This window comes from Collinsella sp. OM08-14AT, from assembly GCF_003438115.1.
Lineage (GTDB): Bacteria > Actinomycetota > Coriobacteriia > Coriobacteriales > Coriobacteriaceae > Collinsella.
Window position 1 is genome coordinate 1 of sequence record NZ_QSTE01000020.1, and the last position, 19,000, is coordinate 19,000.

The window sequence follows — 19,000 nt, forward strand, 5'->3', positions numbered from 1 at the left end:
CTGCGCACTTCGTGCGGCGAGGGCTTCTTGCGTCCTGCGGAATATTTTGGGAGGTAGCCCAAACAGCCCCGGCGGGGTCCTGTGTAGTCACCCTTTAGGCGGAACTCTCCTAATGGGTTGAGCGTTCTGGATTCTTGCTTGCTACCGTTTATCGCGTATAGCTACCGTTTGCGGAATAAGTAACACTCCTTAATAAACCGTGTAGAATCTCAGATAAGCACGGAGTTTTCCAGGGAGACGCTGTCCTTTGTTGTGTGCAAGGGGCGGCGTCTCTTTGGCGCTTGGAGGCCGTTCTGCAGCAGGACGGCGGACGTGCGTCACATATTCAAAAGCCAACGTCGAGATGGGTTGTGATGATAATGGGCAAGTACGTAATCGTGGTTGAGTCTGGTTCGGATGTGACGCCGGAGCTCTGCGAGCGCTATGGCATCGTGCGCGTGCCCATGCATGTCACGATTGGTGACGAGACCGTCGAAGACGGATCGATCGACCCGCTTGAGATTTACTCGCGCTGCAACGAGTTTGGCGTGATGCCCAAGACCAGCGGTTGCTCGCCGGCGGATTTTGCGCATGTGTACGACCGCATTCACGCCGAGCAGCCCGACGCGACCATTTTGCATCTTGCGTATTCCGAGGTTACGACCTGCTCGCATCAGTCGTCGAAGATTGCGGCAAAGGGCCGCGATTACGTCTTCTCCATGGATACGCGCTTTGTGTCGGTGGGCCAGTCGCTTGTCGCCGTTGAGACCGCCAAGTATATCGAAGCCCATCCGGATGCCACCGTCGACGAGATTTTCGCCTTTACCAATTCGGTGATGGACCGCGTGCTGCTGGGCTTTGTTCCTACGGACCTTGCCTTCCTTAAGGCGGGTGGTCGCTTGTCCAACGTCGCGTTTCTTGGCGCCCATCTGCTCAAGATTAAGCCCTGCATTGAGGTAACGGGTGGCAAATTCGTGGCGACCAAGAAGCTCCGCGGCTCTATGCTCAAATGCGCCCGTGCCTTTATTGACCACATGGTTGCCAAGGGCGATATTGATTACTCGCACATTGGCTTGGCGTATTCGGTGGGCCTTTCCCAGGAGCTGCGCGACGACATGGAAGTCTATGCGCACGACCTGGGCTTTGAGGACGTTACCTGGACGCAGGTTGGCGGCGTCATCTCGAGCCATTGCGGCCCGACCGCCTTCGGCGCGGTGCTCACGCTTAAGGCGTAAAGGCCGCAGGCGAGCGTTCTCCAGCCTGACATCTCGACGTAGCCCCCCCAGCCATGGTGATGGGGGATAGATTAAAACGTGCCGTTCTAGTCCGAGACGTTTAAACGCAAACGCATGGGCTAGAATGGCTCTGGCATTTTAATTGGTTGCATCCAAGGAGAGGCAAGGTAGCGCGAATGGCAGAAATGACGCTTGAGGGTGTGGACGCTCGTCCCGAGGACTCTGCGTATGCCCTGGGTCGCGTGCATTCGATCGAGACGATGGGAACGGTCGACGGACCCGGCATCCGCTTTGTGGTGTTTGTTCAGGGCTGTCCCATGCGCTGCGCGTATTGCCACAATCCCGATACCTGGTCTGTTAACGGCGGCACGATGGTGACTGTCGAGCATCTCATGGACGAGTTCCAGAGCAACCATGAGTTCTACCGTAGTGGCGGCATTACCGTTTCGGGTGGCGAACCGCTCCTGCAGCCCGAGTTTTTGGCCGACCTGTTCCGTGCAATGCACAACAATCCCGATGGCCGTGTGCATACCTGCCTAGATAGCTGTGGCTATGCATTTGATCCCAAGCATCCGGAGAAGTTCGATGCTGTTCTCAACGAGACCGATATGGTGCTGCTCGACATCAAGCATGCCGATCCGGTTGAGCATAAAAAGCTGACCGGTTGCGATCCTGCGCGCATCCTGGCGTTTGGCGATGAGCTTGCCCATCGCAAGATTAAGGTTGTTATTCGCCATGTGGTGGTGCCGGGTATCACCGACACGGCGGAGGAATGCGAGAAGCTCGGTCGCCTGATCGCTCCATGGCACAACGTGGTGGGCCTGGAAATGCTGCCGTATCACACGATGGGTGTCGTCAAGTACGAGCAACTGGGTATTCCCTATAAGCTCGAGGGCGTGCCCCAGATGGATACCGCGCGCATGCCCGAGCTGCGCAACGCCGTCATGGCCGGCATGAAAAAGCGCCGTGCGGAGCTCAGGTCGGCCATCGGCTAACAAGCCCGTCCCAAATTGACTACCCTTTAAGATGCGCAACAAGGCGGGCTGGATTAGCGAGGATGGTTACTATTCGACATGCGATGCCGGACTGATCGAAGTCGACGGCCATAGCTATGCCATGAGCGTCATGACATCGATGCCGTGGAGCGACCGCTCGAGCGAGGTTACGGCCGCGATTGCAAAGGCGCTGTTTGATACGCGAGCTGCACTGGCTTAGCGTGTTCGTTTGGCGAGGTCAAACAAAATGCTGGTACCATACCGTGGTTGAGAATTTCGTATAGGTTTGGGGAATGGTATGGCTACCATCGCGATTATCGGTGCGCTCGAAAAAGAGATCATGCAGATTAAGGAAGAGCTGAGCGACGTTTGCGAGGCGCGGGAGGCAGGCTTGACCGTTGTGAGCGGTGAGCTCGACGGTCTGACAGTTGTCGCCACAACGGCGGGCATGGGCACGGTGAACGCCGCTGCTGCAACACAGCACCTCATTAGCAAGTATGCTCCGCAGGCTGTTGTGTTTTCGGGCATTGCGGGCGGTTTGAACCCCAAGCTCCATATCGACGACGTGGTCATTGGCAAACGCCTACGCTATCTGGATACCGATACCGCGCTTATCGCCGAGTCCGCACCGGGGCTCGAGGAGTTTGGCTCGACGCCCGCGCTGGTCGATATTGCCGTCGACGTGCTTGCTGAGCGTGGGTTTGTTGACGCTTCGACAAATGCAGTTGCTTCGAACGAGGGCACCAAACAGTTCCTGGTCGGCACGATTGCCACGGGTAACCGCTTTGTGACGGGCGCCGCCATGCGCAACGACGCTATCGAAGCGACGCATGCCGATTGTGTCGGCATGGAGGGCGCGGCGATTGCCCATGTCGCAACCAAAAATGGTGTCGATTGCCTGGTGTTGCGCGCTATCAGCGATAATTGTGACGAGGCGTACGATGCAATTTGCGACCGAGAGTTCGATCTGTTCGAGTACGCGCGTGTCGCAAGTAACATCACGCTCGATATCGTCCGCCGCATTGCCGCCGCGCAATAGCGCGCTCTTTTGTAAGAACCTACGACCAAGGAGTGTCCATGGCCGATTCCATTAACTACCAGCTTGCCAAGTTCGTCGCCAGCTACGGCAAGGTTTCGCAGATTCCCGAGTCCACCTGCCCCGAGGTGAGCTTTGTCGGCCGCTCCAACGTGGGCAAGTCGTCGATTATGAACAAGCTCTTTGGCCGCAAGAACCTGGTCAAGGTTTCCAGTACGCCGGGCAAGACGAGCAACATCAACTTCTTTGAGGCCGACGACGTGCATTTCGTGGACCTGCCGGGTTACGGTTTCGCTCGTCGCTCCAAGGCCGAGCGCGACCGCTGGGCCGAGCTTATTGGCGACTTCTTTGACTCCGAGCGCAGCTTTAACCTGGTCGTATCGCTGGTTGACATTCGTCACGACCCCAGCAAGCTCGATCATGACATGATCGACTACCTGCAGGGCAACGAGTTCAACTTTATCGTCTGCCTCACCAAAGCCGACAAGCTCAGCCGCACCCAGCAGGCCCGCCAGGCAGCAGCCATCAAAAAGCAGCTCAACGTCCCGGCCGAAAACGTAATCATCACAAGCTCCCAGACTGGCACCGGTATCGATGAACTCAAGCGCCGCATCGCCGAGGCCTGCCTCTAATCGGGCTGCAGCCCCTCAAAAGCTCTCATCTATATCACCCCAGTGATAGTTATTGGTAAACTATCACTGGGGTGATGTCAATTGGTTCCGAGTATTATCCCAGGCGTTTCGAGTGAGAGCAGAACGCGCGGCGCAAGTACTTGGACACTGTGAATGGATTCGATTCCGAAGGTGTCGACATTAGGGATTTGATGGCAGGGAGGGTTGATTTAAATGATCCAAGAGTTAACGGATTGTGGGCCGAGTAGGACATACCCCGTCTACTACCTTGAGGATGCAATGAACAACCTCGGCGACTGCTTTGACTATGCCGTTAACGATTATGGGGCAGAAGGATCGGAAGTTGCTGAACTCTTTTGTCTGAGCGGCGTAGCCCGCGAGTTCGAACGCGGCAACGCATGGGTAGTGTCGGGAAAATCGGGCGTTGAGCTGTTCGCGCTCATTGCCGAAAGGTCCGGCTATCAATCAAGGCCGATGCCAAATCGAACCTACCGATTCGAAAAGACACCGGAATATTGGACAGGCTGGATATTGGCATACCTTCAGTGGCGCCTAGGAGAGTCTTTCGAAGATTTGCTGCATGTCGTTCCATTCGATGTGCTACGCAGTCTGTACTACCCCTGGCACGAAGCCTCGGAGGAACGCGTGGCTCGCCTCGTCTGCGATATGGCGAAAAAAGCGTCCAGGCAAACCAAACTTGCGTTAGCAAGAAAGAGGCTCAAGAAAACCCAACAAGATCTGGCATACGAATCGGGTGTGTCACTCCGCTCAATCCAAATGTACGAACAGCGCCAGAGAAACATCAATGAAGCTTCGGTAACAAGCGTAAGAACCATAGCAAAAGCCCTCCACTGCAACATCGAAGACCTCCTAGAACCAGTCTTCGAATACAAAGAAACCAGCGCCGTGTAAAGCGGGTATTGAACAACGATTGCGCAGATGAAAGCCTGTCAAAGCGCATTTCATACAGCGAAGCTAGATGGTTGATAGGGCATGTGGGTCTTGTAGGTATTCACAAGTTCGCTTATGTATAAAAATGCCCCGATAAGCAAGAGTGCTCGGCGGGGCATTTCTTAATCGATGACGCTAACGGGAGTTAAGCTTTAATAGCTTGCGACGGGAAGCACCCGTATTTGATGATCAAGGCCAATTATTCGATTCGGGCGCTCAACCAGTACTCTCCATTCGAGGCTGCGATTGCGTACGTAATTCCATTTTTGACGATTGGTTCATCTACGCAAGCAGCGCCGACTTGCTTGGCATCTGAAAACGAAAGTGTTGGATCAATCGCTTGTATGGTTGCTAATGCCGTTGCCGCGGCATAGTCTGAACTTTCGAAATACATGACTATATTCTTAAAGCAGTTTTCGGATCCAAGATAGCTAAATAGGATTTGGTTGCACGAGTCCGAAAAGAAACCTCCCACGCCTGCAAGCTTTGAGCCGTTTTTAATCTGGAGCTCGAGTCGTGTGCCGGTGTCGTCTAGTTTATAATCCGCTTTCATGCTGCTGCAATTAGGCAGATCGGAGAATTCTTCGTTAAGTCGCTCAATAAAGTCTTTAGGGGAAATAGAAAACATTCCGTCGCCAAGAAAAGACGTGATTTCTTTTTCGTTACGGGTGTCAACGACCTCTCCGCATCTCCCGCATTCTCGTATTTCCTTCGAGGTGGCGTCTACGTAGTCGATTTCGGTAGTCCACGAACCTGGCTGATGCCCAAGGGGCTTCCCTTCGGTTTTGCCACAACGTTGACAGGTTTTCGGAGCCGTGCATGTTGCTTCTTCCCATTCGTGCCCGAGCGGTTTCCCCTCGGTTTTGCCGCAACTATTACATGTTCGAGGGCTTGTACAGGTTGCATTGGTCCATAGCTTGTGCGTGCAAAACAATTGGGGAAACAGCATAGGCAAACAGAAGACGACAGCAACTACTGCAGCAGCTGCGATGGCCGCGCGTTTTTTACCACCGACTTTATGAATGGCTTTCGTTATAAGTGAGTCGTTCTCTTCTTTTTCGCAAACGACGCCATCTTCATTTGATGGTCGATCTTCAGGAGAAGGAGTGTCGTCAGCGCCATCAGCAAACTGCTTCCCTTCATTATTCGGCTTCTGTTCGTCAGATGCGCTGCGCATTTGCTCATCGTTGGGTTCTTTCATCTCGTTATCCATGTTTATCGAGTCTCCTCTCTCGCTTAAATATGCGATGCAAACAATTGCGGTAAGTGAAACAGCTGGTGACACAACTATATCCCAGTTTGGGATATATCAAAATGGAATATAGCGTAAGCGGCATGAACGTTGATGCTAATAGGACATGCGGAAAATGCCTCTCCCAAATTCGTCGGGAGCAAGGTATCACTCAGGTTGAACTCGCAAGGAAACTGAGGGTACCTCAGTCCTTCATCTCGAAAGTCGAGACCGGAGAGCGCAGTCTTAGGGTTTATGAGCAGTTCGCCTATGCGGAAGCGCTTGGAATTACCGTCGGAGTTCTTGTGCAAAGACTTGAGGAGGATTTGAGTGGCGGAGATAAATAGATTGCGCCGCGCATCGGTCGGTAATTAAATCAGTGCTAGGGGGCTAACAAAGATGTCATGGGTTAACCTCCAACAGCAAGAGTATAAATATCAGCCCGGCGCCCCTTCAAAGCGTGGGTTCCTGTAGACATCGCAAGCAACGTTGTCGTAGGGCACCCAGGGGCATCCCCTTAAAAACATTCCGCAGCACGAGGCCCGCTTATCCGCAGCTCCGAAGGAGCAGGATAAGCGGGCCTCAAGTGCGAGGACGTTTTTAAGGGGATGCCCCTGGGTGGCCCGGATAGACCGATCGGCGATGTCTACAGGTACTCGATTTGAGCGCCCTCGGTGTCGCACGTCAGAATATGCGTCTCACACTTGGGGAACTGCTCACGCAGCTTGACCTGCAGGAACTTGGCTACGATGGTGTCGTCAGTCACGGCCATGAGGGTCGAGCCGGAGCCACTGATCCAGATGGTCTTGGCGCCGCCGTTAAGGCAGGTGTCGCGCACAGCGTTGTAGTCGGGAATCAGGCGACGGCGATACGGCTCTTGGATGCGGTCGTCATTGGCGGCGGCAATCAGGTCCAGATCGCCGGTCTCGAGACCGCGCGTCATGCCGGCGATGCGGCCCATCTGCCACACGGCGGTGGAGAGCGGAATCTCCTGCGGCACGACCTTGCGCGCCTCGCTCGTATGTACCTCGTAGGGCGGAATCACGGTAATAAAACGCAAGCGATCGCTCACCTCGTAGCGCAGGCATTGGGGGAGCGAATCGGTCGGTGTAAAGGAGCAGACGGCGCCGCCAAGGATGGCGGGGGCGACGTTGTCGGGATGTCCCTCGACCTCGGTGGCGATGCGGACGAGCTCGGCGCGGTCGACGGTGTGGCCCGTCAGCGCGGCGGCTGCCATGATGCCCGCGACGACGCAGGTGGAGCTGGAACCCAGGCCGCGGGCGACGGGCACGTCGGTCTGGATGTCGATAGCGACGGGGAAGGCCGGCTCGCCCCAGGCGGCCAGAGCATCGACAAAGCTCACATAGACCAGGTTATTCTCGTTTTGGAACTCCTCGGGGCAGCCCGTGATGGTGAGCTTGTCGGCGCGCTCGAAGGTAAAGTGCGAGTAAAGGCTGACGGCCATGCCGAGGGTGTCGTAGCCGATGCCCAAGTTGGCGCTTGTTGCTGGGACGGTGATCTTGATCATGGGAATCTCCTGGGCGGTCTGCCTGTTTAGTTCGCTGCTCGGGCAGTCCTGGCTCGCTCGGAAAGCACATTAAGTGCTTTCCGGCTCGTGCGGAACTCGCGACGAACTAAACAGGCAGACCCGCATGTCAGCTCGTCATCATCCCGGTGGATTTCTGATAAAAGAAGGTGCGCCGGCTTTCGCCGGCGCTTAATAAGGGGTTTAGTTGGTGCTCATTCGTTTTGCTGCAGACTCGACGTAACTGTCCATCTCATCGACGTCGCAGACGTCTTCGAAGCGGACGGGCTTGGACTCGAGCTCGGCGAGCTGTGCCGGGGCGACCGTGTTGGTGGCCTGCTCGAGCACACGCATAGCCTCAAAGTCGTCCTCGGGCACGTCGAGGCCCAGGGCATCGCAGCAGGCGCGCGGGAACTTGTAGGGGCTGGCGGTCGAAAGCAGCACGCGGGCCTTGGCGCCCTCGGCGGGGGTGACTTTTTCAAAGACGTGATAGCCGCAGGCGGTGTGCGGGTCGATCACGTAGCCGTTTGCGTCCCAGCAGCTCTTGATGGCAGCGCGGACCTCGTCCTCGCTGGCCCAGCCGCAGCCAAAGACGCTCTGAATCTTTGCCAGCAGGTTGGCGGGAACTTCGTAGCGACCAGTCTGTGCCAGCTGCTCCATAAGGTCGGCAACAAGCTCGCAGTCGCCGTCGGACAGGAAGTAGAGCATGCGCTCCAGGTTGGAGCTGATGAGGATGTCCATCGACGGCGAGATGGTCGTGAAGAACGGACGGTTGCGGTCGTAGACGCCGGTGGTCAGGAAGTCGGCAAGCACGTTGTTCTTGTCGCTCGCGACGATGAGCTTGGCGACGGGCAGACCCATGCGCTTGGCATAGTAGCCGGCCAGGATATCGCCAAAGTTACCGGTCGGTACACAGAACTCTACGGCGTCGCCAGCCTCGATAGCGTCGGCGCGCAACAGCTGCGCATAGGCGGCAAAGTAGTAGACGACCTGCGGTACCAGACGGCCGACATTGATGGAGTTGGCGCTCGAAAGCACCGTGCCAGCGCCCTCCAGGCGCTCGGCAAGCTCCTTATCGGCAAAGATGCGCTTGACGGCGCTCTGGGCGTCGTCAAAGTTGCCGCGGATACCGCAGACGGCGACGTTGTCGCCCTCCTGCGTGGACATCTGCAGGTTCTGCACGCGGCTGACCTTGCCCTCGGGATAAAAGACGGTGATGCCCGTACCTGGAGCGTCGGCAAAACCGGCGAGTGCGGCCTTGCCGGTGTCGCCCGACGTGGCGGTGACGATCATGATGCGCTCGGCGCCGCCGTCCTTGGCGGAGGTGCGGGCCATGAGGCGGGGGAGCATCTGCAGGGCGACGTCCTTAAAGGCGCTCGTGGGGCCACCAAAGAGCTCCATCACATAGGTTTGAGGGACGTCGGTGCCCGGCGCTGTATCGAGTTTGACGAGCGGCGTAACCTCTTCGCTCGCGAACGTGCCGCGGTATGCCTCATTCACACAGGCCGAAATTTCTTCGGCTGTGTAATCATTCAGTAACATTCCCAACACATCTTGAGCGATTTCAAAGTACGATTTATCTGCAAGCGAGCTGATATCGACCTGCTGGGTGCCGAGCTCGTCCGAGACAAACAAACCCCCGTCGGGAGCGATGCCGGTACGGATTGCCACCTTACTTGAGCACGATAAAGTGCGTCCTCGTGTACTATGATAAGTTCCCATATAACACTGCTCCTCGGATGCCTTGGTCCCAATCGGTGAACCCATGGTATCAGAGCGCGCAAAACAGGTTTGCAGAGGCTTTTAGAAAGGTAACCTCCACGCCATGATAAAAATTGCCAAGTTTGGCGGCTCGTCGGTCGCCGACGCCGAACACTTTAAGAAGATCAAGGCCATCGTCGATGCCGACCCGGCCCGCCGTTTTGTGGTGGTTTCTGCCTGCGGTCGCCGCTTTAAGGGCGACACCAAGGTGACCGACCTGCTCTACCTGGTTAACGCGCACGTTAAGTACCACGTGTCGTGCGAGGAGCTGCTCGAGGACATTGGGCAGCGCTATTTTGATATCGCTGACGAGCTGGAGCTCACCTATCCCATCCGCGAGGAGTTCGCGGCCTTTGCCGAGCGTGCCCGCTCGGGTGGCTACTCCACCGAGGAGCTCGTGAGCCGTGGCGAGTGCTTCACCGCTCGCCTGATGGCCGAGTACCTGGGCCTGCCGTTCCTGGACGCCGCGACGGTCGTTGCGTTCCATCACGACGGTACGCTCAGCATGAACCGCACCTCCGAGCTGGTGCAGGAGTACGGTCAGCAGGGTGGCTTTGTCATGCCCGGTTTCTACGGCGCGACGCGTGAGGGCCAGATCAAGCTGCTCGACCGTGGTGGCGGCGATATTTCCGGCTCGATTCTGGCTAAGTGCCTGGGCGCCGACCTTTACGAGAACTGGACCGACGTCTCGGGCTTCTACTCTGCCGACCCGCGCATCGTACCCGAGGCTCAGCCCATTGCGCGCGTTACCTACGAGGAGCTGCGCGAGCTTTCGTACATGGGTGCAAGCGTCCTGCACGAGGAGGCCGTGTTCCCCGTGCGCGAGGCCGGTATTCCGCTAGTCATCAAGAACACCAACGCGCCGCAGGACCCCGGCACCATCATTAGCGAGACGGCCGACGAGGGCGAGGCGGAGCCCATCATTACCGGCGTGACCGGCAAGCGCGGCTTTGTCGCCATCAACGTGGCCCGCGACCGCACCAAGCCCCGTGTCGGCTTTATGCGCCGCGCGCTTTCGGTCTTCGAGCGCTATGACGTCTCCGTCGAGCACATGCCCACCGGTGTCGACCGCTTTGGCGCCGTGGTGCAGGAGCAGGACGTGCACGATTCGCTGTACTCGCTCGTGGGCGACATTCAGCAGGAGGTCGAGCCGCTCGAGATCGAGGTTGTCGAGGGCCTGGCGCTTATCGCTACCGTTGGCCGCAACCTGCGCGGTCGCGCCGGCATCTCTGGCCACCTGTTTGGCATGCTTGGCCAGGCGGGCGTGAGCGTGCGTATGATTTCGCAGAGCTGCGACGAGATCAACATCATCATCGGCGTGGAGGAGAAGGACTTCGATCTGGCGATCCAGACCATTTACCGTGCCTTCTCCGATGAAAACGGCATTGTGAAGGTCTCCGACCTGGAGGCTCCCGCGCCGGCCGATCCCATCCAGGCCGCGCTCAAAAAGTAGCGACTGCTCGGTGGATTTTTGGGTCATGTCTCAAAAATCTACGGCGGGGCGTTTCGTTTCGGTTTCGTTTCGACGGGGCGGATTTCGTGCCCGCCCCGTTCTTGTATACACTGGCAACAATAATCGGCCTGCTTGGCGTGCGGGCAAAAGCCATAACCTTTAAAGGGGGAAGCATGAAACAGTACACGGTTGCTATTTTGGGCGCGACGGGAGCTGTGGGCACCCAGATGCTCGAGTGCCTCAACGAGCAGGAGTTTCCGGTCGGTAAGCTCAAGCTGCTGGCGAGCGCGCGCTCTGCGGGCAAGACCGTTGAGTTCCGCGGCGAGCAGATCGTGATCGAGGAAGCTTGCCCCGAGGCCTTTGAGGGCTGCGACATCGTGCTCGGCGCTGCCGGCGACGATATCGCCAAGGAGCTGCTGCCCGAGGCCGTCAAGCGCGGCGCCGTCGTGGTCGACAACAGTCACGCCTTCCGCATGGATCCCGAAGTGCCGCTGGTTGTGCCTGAGATCAATGCCGACGACATCAAGTGGCATCACGGCCTTATCGCCAACCCCAACTGCGCGACCATCATCGGCCTGGTTCCCACCTGGCCGCTGCATCAGCTCGCCGGCGTGAAGCGCATGATCGTCTCGACGTATCAGGCTGCTTCGGGTGCCGGCGCTCCCGGCATGGCCGAGCTCGAGGCTCAGCTGGCCGCCCTGGGCCGTGGCGAGGAGATTCCCGAGCCGCGCGCATTTGCCGCCCAGCTCGCGAGCAACCTGATTCCGCAGATTGGCGGCGTCAAGGAGGAGGGCTTTACCTCCGAGGAGATGAAGCTGCAAAACGAGGGTCGCAAGATTATGCATCTGCCCGAGCTGCGCGTGAACTGCACCTGCGTGCGCGTGCCCGTGCTGCGCTCGCACTCCGAGAGCATTACGCTCGAGTTCGAGCGTGACATCACGGTTGAGGAGGCTCGTGCTGCGCTGGCTGCCGCTCCCGGCGTCAAGCTGGTTGACGACATGAGCGCCGAGGATGCGCACGATCGCTTCCCCATGCCGATGGATACGTCCGACCAGGACCTGATCTGGGTCGGTCGTGTGCGTCGCGACATCTCGAACCCCGAGGCCGCGCGTGGCATCACCTTCTGGTGCTGCGGCGACCAAATCCGTAAGGGCGCGGCAACCAACGCCGTCCAGATCGCTAAGCTGCTCTGCGAGTAGCGGTGGACCTGTCCGGCGGGGGCCGGGCTTAGTTTTCAGAACGTCCTCGACCATGTGTGGCGCCTTGTCCTGCTCCTTCGGAGCCGCGGACAAGGCGCCACACTGGTCTGCGGAGTGTTCTGAAAACTAAGCCCGGCCCCCGCCTGCGGTGACGCTGCTGCGAGTGGCCTGCGATGGGGTCGTTGTTGGTTGGGGCCGCTGGGCTGATGTGGGGGAACGTGGTTGTTGCGGGCCCTGGTCCCGGCGGCGGCCTCGGCGCTTTGCGCCTGCCGCCTTTGGGGACTGCGGAGCGCGGCCGGCAGCTGCGGCGCTGTCGCGCCTGCTGCCTTGGGTGACTTTGGGGTCGATTGAGGTTGTCTGCACAATTCGCGGTATTATGTTGCGAAGTTTTGAAAGGAGCCGCTGGTGGTCACGACGACGTTTGCCTCGCCTTTGGGCGAAATCTTGCTTGCCGCTGATGGCCGCGGTCTGACGGGGCTTTGGTTTGAGGGACAGGAGCATTTTGGCTCCACGCTTCTCCGGGAAGACTCCGAACATGTTGAAGGCGCTGACGCGGTTTCCGGTACCGGTGGGATGTCTCCGGTGAGTCCGGTAAATGGTGCGGCCTCTTCGGTGCTTGAGCGTTCCTGGGCTTGGCTGAATGCTTATTTTGCAGGGCAGGAACCTCGGTTTACGCCGCCGTTGCATATGATCGGTACGGCGTTCCAGCGCGAGGTTTGGTTTGAGCTGCTTTCTATCCCACGTGGCGAAGTCGCTACATATGGCGAGATTGCCCAGCGTATTGCGGCTCGACATCGTGTGCCGGGAAATGAGGCGCCCGTCGTGTCTCCTCGTGCGGTGGGGGCTGCGGTTGCGCGTAATCCCATTTCGATAATCGTGCCGTGCCATCGCGTGGTCGCGGCCGACGGATCGCTCAACGGATATGCCGGCGGGCTTGATCGCAAGGAGTGGCTGCTTCGGCTTGAGGGCGCGTACGAGGACTAACGTTCGGGCACTTTGCATAGCCAGGACGCCATGAAAGAATGGGACGCGCTTTCCGAATGGAGGCCCGGGCGGAAACCACGTCCCGGAATTCCGTTTTAAAGCGGGACACGCTTTCCGAATGGCGTCCCAAGCGGAAACCACGTCCCGGAATACAGCCTCAGAGTGGGACGCCGTTTCCGGTTGAGACCACCTGCTTGAGCATCTTTCTACGCTCGCTTTTGCAGTGCATAGATCGATTTGTCCATGTTGAACAGGTAAGCCACGACGCAGACAATAAAGAAAATCGGCAGATTGCCAAAGCCAAAGACCTCGCAGCCAATAAGGATGGGCGCGAGCAGCGTGTTGGTGGCGCTGCCAAAGACGGCGGCATAACCCAGCGCGGCGCAGAGCTCGACGGGCATGCCGAGAATCCCGGCGAGCATGACACCCAGACTGGCCCCGATGGAGAACAGCGGCGTCACCTCGCCACCATGATAACCTGCGGCAAGCGTGGCGATGGTGAGTGCGAATTTGAGCGCCCAGTCCCAAGGCATGATGGCGATCTTGCCTTCACCGTTGAGCGCCGCTGATATCAGGTTGGTGCCAAGTCCGCAGTATCGCCCCTGCCACAGTGCGAACAGGATCGCCGACAGCGCAAGGCCCATAACGGCAACGCGCATGTAAGGGTTGGGGAGCAGCCGCGCTGCAAGGGTCTTGGCATGGGCAAGGCACCAGGCAAAAGCTCCACCTACCATACCAAACGCGATACCCAACAGCGCCAGCCGCTCAAGACCGGGGAGGTCAAGCGCATATGAGGCGACAACGGCGACCTCAAACTTCTCGAGTCCCAAGGCGCCGGAAGTCATGCTTGCGGCGAGCGAGGCTGCGAGTGCGGGAAGCAACGCACGGTATTCCAAGCGTCCTGCGACCAGTACTTCGATGGCAAAGACCGTGGCGGCGAGAGGCGTTCGAAAGAGTCCGGCAAAGCCGGCGGCCATGCCAATAAGCAAAAACGTGTTGCCGGGGTCTCGGAAAGGCAGGCGTCGGCCGATCCAATGTGAGACGGTTGCGCCGATCTGCACGGCCACGCCCTCGCGTCCCGCACTGCCGCCAAAGAGGTGCGTCCCCCACGTGCTCAGCATAATGAGCGGCACCAAACGCGGGGAGATGGCTTTCTCGCGTCCGTGGCCCACGTCGAAGACCAGACTCATGCCGCGGTCGGTGCCCTTGCCCCAAGTGCGGTAGGCAAACACGATGGCAAGGCCCATAAGAGCGAGGAAGGGAAGGAGCAGCGTGATGTGCTCGTCGCGGAAGGCGCCGATTGCCAGGAGCACACGACCAAAAAAGGCACAGATGGCGCCAACGATAACGCCGATAGGGATTCCGACGGCGCCCATGAGCACGAGACCGCTATAGGTGTTGACCAGGCGTTTGATTCTGCTCGAAGCGCTGCTTTCTGACATTTTGCTTTCCGACACTTGCTCTCTTGATAGAAAAAGAGCTGGAGTTGCGCATCGTTGAGAGGCTTTCCAGCTTTAGCAAAACAAACTTATAAGATGCGACGGGCCGCGTCAAGATAATTACCGGACGGCCTAGGAGGCGGCTGGTTGGCTGGCTTAAAACCTAGCGCGTGAAATGACGCCCCACGCTATTCAGCGCGCTTGATAGGATGACGAACCACAGTCTTAAGTTTCTCCGGTGCACATTTGCGTGGATCGGAGAGATAGATTTCGTGATGTAAACGGGTGTCTGAGAAGTCGGGGGCATAGCCCTGTTCGGTCGCGTATTCATGCATGGCGTCTACGGTTGTCGGCTCGCTGTCATAGGGTCCGGTATGCATGCACTGAACGCAGAGACCCTCATCAACTTTAAGCAGCTCAACAGCGGTAAAGTCTAGTTTCTTTTTGGCCGTGGCTTCAGCGACTGCCCAGTCAAAATCATCTCGGCTGACGAAATCGGGCAGGCGGATGCACGAGATAAAGTTGAAATCGTCCTTGCGTACATAATCGATGTCGCCGCTCGGGGAGTCTTGCCACCAGAAACCCTCGAGCGGCGGTACCACAAAGTCGAAATAGCCCTCGATGCTCCTTGGGCCTTTCTTCGACATCTTGACGGTATAGGCGATGCCGTAAAGTAGCGGCAGGGCGTTTTGATACTCGCCACCTTCGGTATTTGGGTCGCCCTTTCCGCGAACGGCAACGTAGTTCATAGGCGGGACAGTTACGATGCTCGGCTTGCTTGCAGGTTTGTAGAGCTCCTTGCATTCCTTCTTAAAGTCGAACGCCATGTTGGCCGCCTTTCTGCGTATTGGCCTGCTTAGATAGTTGAATCATATCATAGAAACGAACAGCTGTTCGAATTATTTGGCTGACAGATTGAGATGCGTGCGTTGTGCTTGGCGGTCGGCCTGACCCCGTCGATGATTTCTCGGCCTCCCCGGCGCCTCATCTATAGCTGCCGTTTCCCCCATATAAAACCTGCCAAAATAAACCTGTCCCTTTTTGGTAGGTGGGAAATGGGTAATACTAAAGAGTTATCCGACCAGATGGGAATTAATCGATGGCCTATATCGAATTCAAAGACGTCATCAAAGCATACGGCGAAGGCGACGCCCGCATCCACGCGCTCGACGGCGCGAGTTTTACGGTCGAGCGCGGCGAGCTCGCCATCATTCTGGGTGCTTCGGGCGCCGGCAAGACCACGGCCCTCAACATTCTGGGCGGCATGGACACGGCGACCTCCGGCACTGTGACGGTGGACGGGCGCGACGTGAGCTCCGCGAACGAGGCGCAGCTCGTGGAATACCGCCGCGCCGACGTCGGCTTTGTCTTCCAGTTCTACAATTTGGTCCCCAACTTGACGGCGCTCGAAAACGTCGAGCTCGCGGCGCAAATCTGCCCCGATTCGCTCGATGCCGAACAGACGCTTCGCCAGGTCGGCCTGGGTGAGCGCCTCGCCAACTTTCCGGCGCAGCTTTCGGGCGGCGAGCAGCAGCGCGTGTCCATCGCCCGCGCACTGGCCAAGAATCCCAAGCTGCTTCTGTGCGACGAGCCCACGGGCGCGCTCGACTACAAAACCGGCAAGCAGATCTTGCAGCTGCTACAGGACACCTGTCGCAAGCAGGGCATTACGGTCATTATCATCACCCACAACTCCGCGCTGGCGCCCATGGCAGATCGCCTGATTCGCTTTAAGAGCGGGCGCGTGGAGAGCGAGACGGTCCAACAAAATCCCGTGCCGATCGAGACGATCGAGTGGTAGCGCCCATGGACCAGGACCGCCAAAACAGCCAGCGCCGCGACGCGCAGAACACGGAGCGCGAGCAGGATTTTACGACCTACCGCACCGCCCAAAGCTCAAACGACATGGTGCCGATGGTTTTTCGCCGTAGCATCTACCGCACAATCCGAGGCAGTCTTAAGCGCTTCTTATCCATCGTCGTAATCACGGCGCTCGGCGTGAGCGTGATGTGCGGCCTCAAGGCGGGTTGCGAGGATCTGTGCGATTCGGTCGATGCCTATTTTGACCAGCAGAATGTTTATGACATCAACGTGCAGTCGACCTATGGTCTGACCGATGACGATCTTGCTGCGATCCAAGAGGTCGATGGCGTCGAGACGGCCGAGGGCATCTACACCGAGACTGCCTACACCGCCGTGGGCACAACGCGCGAGCGCGTGGTTGTCCAGAGCCTTTCCAGGGAGAATATCGATCAACCGGTGCTGTTGAGCGGCGATTTGCCCGAGTGTGCCGGCGAGGTCGCGGTGACCTCACGTTTTTTGAAGGCTTCGGGCAAGAAAATCGGCGATACGGTGAGCTTTGCCGCCAACGATGCGAGCTCGTCGAACCAAAGCGCCAAGGACCAGTTTGCCGATGGGGACTACACCATCACGGCAGAGGTTCTCGATCCCACCGACGTGAGCTCCGACTCGACGGTCAACGCCTTCCGTGCTGCTTCGACTGCGGACTACAAGTTCTACGTGAGCGAGGATGCCGCGACATCTTCTTCCTACTCCGCTGTCCACGTGGTCGTCGAGGGAGCCAAGAGCCTCAACTCCTATTCGGATGCCTACTCGGCAAAGATCAATGAGGTCAAGGGCAATATCGAGAAGATCCGCGAGGAGCGTGAGAAGGCGCGCACTCAGGAGCTGACGGTCGACACACCGGCGAGCTTGGACGCGGCTGAGCGTCAGGCGAATATGGTCTTTGGGATCGAGCAGGACAACATCAATCGCATGGCCGAGGGCAGCGACGAGCGTGCGCAGGCGCAAGCCGACCTGGACCAGCGCCGCGCCGCCGCCGACCAGCAGTTTGCCGATGCCCGCGCCGAGCTCTCTGACCTGGGCGAATGCACCTGGTACATCCAGGACCGCGGCAATATCGCAAGCTACTCGAGCGTCGAGAGCGATAGTTCTTCGATCGAGGCCATCGCCACGGTGTTCCCGTTCATCTTCTTTATCGTCGCCGTGCTTATCAGCCTCACCACCGCCACCCGCATGGTCGAGGAGGAGCGCACGCTTATTGGCCTGTACAAGGCGCTCGGCTATTCACGCGGGCGTATCCTGTCCAAATATGTGGACTACTCGCTGTGGGCGTGTCTGATCGGTGGCGTGCTCGGCAATATCATCGGATTTGTGGGTCTGCCGCTGTTCTTGTTTACGGTGTTCGACGACATGTACTCGCTGCCCCAGATGCTACTTTCGTACGACATCGTGTCCTCGATCGTTTCGGTGGCGCTGTTTGCCGTGGGCGTGGTGGGAGCCACGATTATCGCCTGCCGCCACGAGATGGCCGAGACCCCTGCCTCGCTCATGCGTCCCAAGGCTCCGCCCGCCGGCTCGCGCATCCTGCTCGAGCGTATCGGATTTATCTGGCGCCGCATGGGCTTCTTAAACAAGGTGGCGGCGCGTAACCTGTTCCGCTACAAAAAGCGCGCCTTTATGACCATCTTTGGCATTGCGGGCTGCACGGCGCTTGTGATTTGCGGTATGGGCATCCGTGATACGTCGGTCGCGCTGTCGCCCAAGCAGTACGGGCACATCACACGCTACGATTTGCTGGCGGTCGCCAATCCCGATGATTTTTCGCAGACGTGCGCGGCGTTGGATGAGCGCAGTGCAGCCAAGGATTCCAACGTGACCGTGACTTCGACGCTGCCGATTATGACCGACAACGTTACCTTTACATTCGGCGGAAAGAGCGAGACCGTGCAGCTGATCGTGGTGCCCGATGACCGCACGAACGACCTGGATGACTACGTGCGCCTAGAGGACGAGTCCAAAGAGCCGCTGTCTTTGCGTGACGGAGACGTGTATCTGAGTAAGAGTTCACAGCTGGTGCTGGGGATTCAGCCGGGCGATACGGCATACGTCCAGGATTCGTCGCTCAATGTTTCCAAGGTCAAAGTCAGTGACATTTCGCTTAACTATCTTGGCAACACGCTTTACATGACGCAGGGCACCTATGAGCGCGCGTTCGGTCGAAGCGCACGCCTCAACGGCGTCTTTGTGCTGCTTAAGGGCTCGTCGGCCGACCAGATTGCGTTTAGCAAGAAGCTTAAGAGCGACGGTTGGCTCACCATCTCGAGCACGGCCGAACATTGGCAGAACTACGAGGCGAACTTTGCGATCATCAATTCGGTCGTGGTGCTCGTGACTTTTATGGCGGCATGCCTGTCGTTTGTGGTGGTGTTTACGCTGTCCAACACGAATATCTCCGAGCGCGAACGCGAGCTGGCGACCATCAAGGTGCTGGGCTTCCGCCGTGGCGAGGTGCACCATTACGTCAACAAGGAGACGTTGATCCTCACGGCAATTGGCGCCGCGCTGGGCGTGCCACTGGGCGGCTTGCTGGCCGAGAGTTTTACGTACATTTTGCAGATGCCGTCGCTGTACTTTGACGTCGAAGTCGAGCCGCTAAGCTACGTGCTCGCCGTGGTGCTTTCCTTTGGCTTTACGTTTATCGTCAACCTAGCCACCAATCGTACCCTCAACAAGATCGACATGGTCGGCGCCCTCAAGAGCGCCGAGTGACCTGCCAA

The 19,000-nt window shown here is 58.1% G+C and carries 17 protein-coding genes; 12 read left to right on the top strand and 5 right to left on the bottom strand.

The window, feature by feature from the left end:
* The first annotated feature begins 359 nt into the window (after positions 1 to 359).
* The 6 genes from DXC18_RS09325 (at position 360) to DXC18_RS09350 (ending at position 4,789) form a co-directional block, all read left to right on the top strand.
* Positions 360 to 1,214, top strand: a complete 855-nt coding sequence (locus tag DXC18_RS09325) for a DegV family protein (protein WP_117716955.1) — start codon at positions 360 to 362, stop codon at positions 1,212 to 1,214.
* Between the two features lie 176 nt (positions 1,215 to 1,390).
* Positions 1,391 to 2,209: a pyruvate formate-lyase-activating protein gene (gene pflA / locus DXC18_RS09330; protein ID WP_117716956.1), complete on the top strand. Its 819-nt coding sequence runs from the start codon at positions 1,391 to 1,393 to the stop codon at positions 2,207 to 2,209.
* A 31-nt stretch (positions 2,210 to 2,240) separates the two neighbouring features.
* Positions 2,241 to 2,429 carry a hypothetical protein gene (locus DXC18_RS09335; RefSeq protein ID WP_117640187.1) on the top strand — a complete coding sequence of 63 codons (189 nt, stop codon included), beginning with the start codon at positions 2,241 to 2,243 and terminating at the stop codon, positions 2,427 to 2,429.
* A gap of 78 nt (positions 2,430 to 2,507) precedes the next feature.
* Positions 2,508 to 3,248, top strand: coding sequence for a 5'-methylthioadenosine/S-adenosylhomocysteine nucleosidase (mtnN, locus tag DXC18_RS09340; RefSeq protein WP_099432169.1), 741 nt, complete (start codon positions 2,508 to 2,510; stop codon positions 3,246 to 3,248).
* 38 nt (positions 3,249 to 3,286) lie between these two features.
* A complete protein-coding gene (yihA, locus tag DXC18_RS09345) occupies positions 3,287 to 3,877 on the top strand; it encodes a ribosome biogenesis GTP-binding protein YihA/YsxC (protein WP_055252447.1) in 591 nt (196 codons plus the stop codon).
* A 213-nt stretch (positions 3,878 to 4,090) separates the two neighbouring features.
* On the top strand, positions 4,091 to 4,789 hold the full coding sequence (locus DXC18_RS09350; protein ID WP_233509055.1) for a helix-turn-helix transcriptional regulator: 699 nt from the start codon (positions 4,091 to 4,093) through the stop codon (positions 4,787 to 4,789).
* Positions 4,790 to 5,027: 238 nt separating this feature from the next.
* Here the strand turns inward: DXC18_RS09350 and DXC18_RS10365 are convergent, their stop codons facing one another.
* Positions 5,028 to 6,041, bottom strand: coding sequence for a hypothetical protein (locus tag DXC18_RS10365; protein ID WP_147325176.1), 1,014 nt, complete (start codon positions 6,039 to 6,041; stop codon positions 5,028 to 5,030).
* Between the two features lie 53 nt (positions 6,042 to 6,094).
* Here DXC18_RS10365 and DXC18_RS09360 point away from each other — a divergent pair, with 53 nt between their 5' ends.
* On the top strand, positions 6,095 to 6,406 hold the full coding sequence (locus DXC18_RS09360; RefSeq protein WP_233509056.1) for a helix-turn-helix domain-containing protein: 312 nt from the start codon (positions 6,095 to 6,097) through the stop codon (positions 6,404 to 6,406).
* A gap of 299 nt (positions 6,407 to 6,705) precedes the next feature.
* Here DXC18_RS09360 and thrB read toward each other — a convergent pair whose 3' ends face one another.
* Both thrB and thrC read right to left on the bottom strand, forming a co-directional pair.
* A complete protein-coding gene (thrB, locus tag DXC18_RS09365; protein WP_117563865.1) occupies positions 6,706 to 7,587 on the bottom strand; it encodes a homoserine kinase in 882 nt (293 codons plus the stop codon).
* Between the two features lie 201 nt (positions 7,588 to 7,788).
* Positions 7,789 to 9,306 (bottom strand): threonine synthase, encoded by a 1,518-nt coding sequence (gene thrC / locus DXC18_RS09370; protein ID WP_117640195.1) that lies wholly within the window; start codon positions 9,304 to 9,306, stop codon positions 7,789 to 7,791.
* A 103-nt stretch (positions 9,307 to 9,409) separates the two neighbouring features.
* Here thrC and DXC18_RS09375 point away from each other — a divergent pair, with 103 nt between their 5' ends.
* The 3 genes from DXC18_RS09375 (at position 9,410) to DXC18_RS09385 (ending at position 12,981) form a co-directional block, all read left to right on the top strand.
* Positions 9,410 to 10,798: an aspartate kinase gene (locus DXC18_RS09375; protein WP_117640197.1), complete on the top strand. Its 1,389-nt coding sequence runs from the start codon at positions 9,410 to 9,412 to the stop codon at positions 10,796 to 10,798.
* 173 nt (positions 10,799 to 10,971) lie between these two features.
* Positions 10,972 to 11,997, top strand: coding sequence for an aspartate-semialdehyde dehydrogenase (locus tag DXC18_RS09380; protein ID WP_117640200.1), 1,026 nt, complete (start codon positions 10,972 to 10,974; stop codon positions 11,995 to 11,997).
* Between the two features lie 405 nt (positions 11,998 to 12,402).
* A complete protein-coding gene (locus tag DXC18_RS09385; protein WP_233509057.1) occupies positions 12,403 to 12,981 on the top strand; it encodes a methylated-DNA--[protein]-cysteine S-methyltransferase in 579 nt (192 codons plus the stop codon).
* 206 nt (positions 12,982 to 13,187) lie between these two features.
* Here DXC18_RS09385 and DXC18_RS09390 read toward each other — a convergent pair whose 3' ends face one another.
* Positions 13,188 to 14,423 (bottom strand): chloride channel protein, encoded by a 1,236-nt coding sequence (locus DXC18_RS09390; protein WP_117716957.1) that lies wholly within the window; start codon positions 14,421 to 14,423, stop codon positions 13,188 to 13,190.
* Positions 14,424 to 14,608: 185 nt separating this feature from the next.
* Positions 14,609 to 15,247 (bottom strand): GyrI-like domain-containing protein, encoded by a 639-nt coding sequence (locus DXC18_RS09395; RefSeq protein ID WP_117635685.1) that lies wholly within the window; start codon positions 15,245 to 15,247, stop codon positions 14,609 to 14,611.
* 272 nt (positions 15,248 to 15,519) lie between these two features.
* Here DXC18_RS09395 and DXC18_RS09400 point away from each other — a divergent pair, with 272 nt between their 5' ends.
* Both DXC18_RS09400 and DXC18_RS09405 read left to right on the top strand, forming a co-directional pair.
* Complete coding sequence (locus DXC18_RS09400; protein WP_117635686.1) at positions 15,520 to 16,221, top strand: ABC transporter ATP-binding protein; 702 nt, start codon at positions 15,520 to 15,522, stop codon at positions 16,219 to 16,221.
* A gap of 5 nt (positions 16,222 to 16,226) precedes the next feature.
* Complete coding sequence (locus DXC18_RS09405) at positions 16,227 to 18,992, top strand: FtsX-like permease family protein (RefSeq protein ID WP_233509058.1); 2,766 nt, start codon at positions 16,227 to 16,229, stop codon at positions 18,990 to 18,992.
* The last annotated feature ends 8 nt before the right edge of the window (positions 18,993 to 19,000 follow it).